Annotated in this window: 4 protein-coding genes; all 4 read right to left on the bottom strand. The window is 71.3% G+C overall.

The annotated features are described in order from the left end of the window. Positions 1–208: 208 nt before the first annotated feature. Positions 209–922, bottom strand: coding sequence for a DUF2459 domain-containing protein (locus tag ASD25_RS28270; protein WP_082560162.1), 714 nt, complete (start codon positions 920–922; stop codon positions 209–211). Then, entirely contained in the window at positions 919–1,557 is a 639-nt protein-coding gene (locus tag ASD25_RS28275) for a hypothetical protein (RefSeq protein WP_055831656.1), read from the bottom strand. Before ASD25_RS28275 ends, ASD25_RS28270 begins: the two co-directional genes overlap by 4 nt. A 72-nt stretch (positions 1,558–1,629) precedes the next feature. Next, complete coding sequence (locus tag ASD25_RS28280) at positions 1,630–2,160, bottom strand: hypothetical protein (protein ID WP_055831657.1); 531 nt, start codon at positions 2,158–2,160, stop codon at positions 1,630–1,632. 192 nt (positions 2,161–2,352) lie between these two features. Beyond that, positions 2,353–2,450: hypothetical protein (locus ASD25_RS33490; RefSeq protein WP_369816704.1), on the bottom strand; the 98-nt coding region annotated here is incomplete at its 5' end.

Genomic DNA, 2,450 nt, shown 5'->3' on the forward strand with positions numbered 1-2,450 from the left:
CGACCAGGGCGTGGCGGATCATTTCGGAGGCGCGCAGCTGGCGCTGGCTGACGGTGCCGGCCTTGGCGGCGGGCTTCTTCGGTTTGCGGTTGCTCATGCTCTGTCCTCGTCGCCTGTCGGGGATCGGACCCGGCCTGAAAAAGCGAAGCCGCGTCGGGTCGGAAAGGCGGAGCCTTTCGAACGCGGCAAAAATAAAAGAGCGCGGGGTCTAGTCCCGTGCGGCCCTGGTGTCCAATTCCGCGCGATCGATGGTCGCCATGACCTCGGCCGAGGTGATCGACCGGATCGGGCGCACGGGCAGGCCCGCCGCGTTCAGAATCCCCGCGCTCCAGTGGTTGCACAGATGGCCGATCGAGAAATGCTCCCGGCTGGCGAAGAAGCGCGCGTCGTCGCCCGCGCGGGCCGCCGCGATGCGCGGGTGGCCGTCGCTCAGGTCGAGCGAGCCCTGGATATGGTCCGCCATGGCGTCGAAGCCTGCTGCGGAGAGGCGAAGGGTCCGGCGAGTTCCGGGCGCGTAGGCCGCGCGCGGATCCCGCTGCGCCGGGTCCAGCATGATCACCGAGGCGTTGCCCGGCTTGAAGAAGGCCCGCAGGCCGTCGGGCAGGCGGCTCTCCATGGGGCTCTGGTCGACATAGAATTTCGCGTCGCCCCAGCCGATCAGGATCCAGTCGCCCGGCGCCAGGCCACGGACGGCGTCCGCCAGCGGCCCGCGCCGCGCCTCGAGCGCCCGGCGGGGAACCGCCAGGTCGGTGTGGAAGCCATTGTCGAGCAGGTGGACCTCGACCAGGGCCTCATCCGCGCGGGCAGGCCAGAGCGCCGGGTCGCCGGGCGCCGTCCACGTCCAGACGGCCGCGAAGGCGGCCAGAACGGCGACGGCCAGAAAGCGCTTCAGGCCCCAGGATTCCCGGCGGCGGCGTTTCATCTCTGACGGAAGCTCCACGCGCCGCACAGGGCCGAGGGTGCGGCATCGGGGCCGACGACAGTTCGGGCCCGGAAGATCAGCACGTCCACCTGGTTCTGACGGTGCAACAGGGCGACCACGCCGGGCGTCGCGCCGCCGCAAAGCGCCGAGGCCGCGACGGTCCGACCATGCGCCGCGGGAACGATGCGGCGCAGTTCGATCTGCGCGTCGGCCGGAGCCCCCCAGCGGCCGGCATACGTCTGGCCCGCGACGAAGGCTTCCCGTCCGGCGGCGATGCGAAGCGGTCGGGTGTGGAAGGTTTCGCCCCTGTCGAACCGCAGGTCGGCGCCGACGAAGGCGACAGCCCCGGCCGTGACGCGGGTCGCCTCATCAGTCGGGCCGTACTCGCCGGCAAGCATCGCATCCGTCGCGTCCGCCGCCACGATCCCGGGGTCCGTTGCGACAGCCGTCCTGAGACCCGATAGCCCATCGGCGGCGCCCGACGGCAGCCGGCCCGCCCAATCGGCCACCCGGCCGGCCGCGGGGACAGCCTCGTCCCGCACGGCCCGCCAGGCCTCGATCGCGTGGCGGTTCTCGATGGCCAGAAGGAACAGCACCAGGCACAGGAAGGCCAGCGCGCCGGCGAGGCGTTTCAATCCGGTCTGTCGGGGGAGGGCGGCGGCGGACATCGCCGCAACCTTAGCGAGGCGGAATGCGGAGGTGAACGCCTATCGCGCCACAGGCGCGTTGGCATCGTCCGCGGCGCCGCCCGCGGGAGGAACCGCCCACTCGCCGCGCCAGTCGTAGGACAGCTGGACGCAGTGCCGATAGGTTCCATCCGGCCAACGCCCGACGGCGTGAACCGCCAGCGGGCGGGCCAGCCGCACCCGGCCCAGCACCATCCAGGCTTCGTCCGAACCAGGACAAAGCGCCCGGCCCAGGGCCCGGCCGCCGCCCTCGGGCGTGATCGAATAGACAGACGACTCGGTCGAGCCGGCCGGGAGGGCGCGTCGCACGGCGTCGGGGCCGCCGCGCCGGATATCGGCCTGGCCGCGGTTCGAGGTGGAGATGATCCGCCGCACGCTGATCGCGCCGAACAGGCCGCGCTCGGCTTCCAGGGTGATGCCCCGCGTCAGGGCCTGGGTGACCCGGTCCGAGGCGTTGTAGGCGAGAAAGCGCGTCTCCGCCGCGGCGGGGCCGGCCGAGGCGACCTGGGTGACGGCGGACAGGGTCAGGACGGCGATCAGGAAACGGCGCATGCGGTTTGATCTCCGACAGGTAAGGCGAAAAGGCGGCGCGGCCCTCTCCCTCCCCTTCATGGGGAGGGACGATCGCGAAGCGATCCGGGTGGGGAATTGCTTCCTCAGGCCCGGACGGCGGAAGCTTCACATTTCCCCACCCGGGCTTCGCTGCGCTGCGCCGTCCCTCCCCACTTCGGGGGAGGGAGAACCCTAGTCCAGCGTGCGCTTGATCTCTTCGACCGTGAAGCACTCGATGTAGTCGCCGGCCTTGATGTCCTGGAAGCCCTGGAAATGCATGCCGCACTCCT

It is taken from the genome of Brevundimonas sp. Root1423 (genome assembly GCF_001426805.1).

What these genes read in the sequence shown, in the direction of transcription:
- ASD25_RS28270 (WP_082560162.1), bottom strand. Translation starts at nt 922, where the DNA reads ATGAAACGCCGCCGCCGGGAATCCTGGGGCCTGAAGCGCTTTCTGGCC.
- ASD25_RS28280 (WP_055831657.1), bottom strand. Translation starts at nt 2,160, where the DNA reads ATGCGCCGTTTCCTGATCGCCGTCCTGACCCTGTCCGCCGTCACCCAG.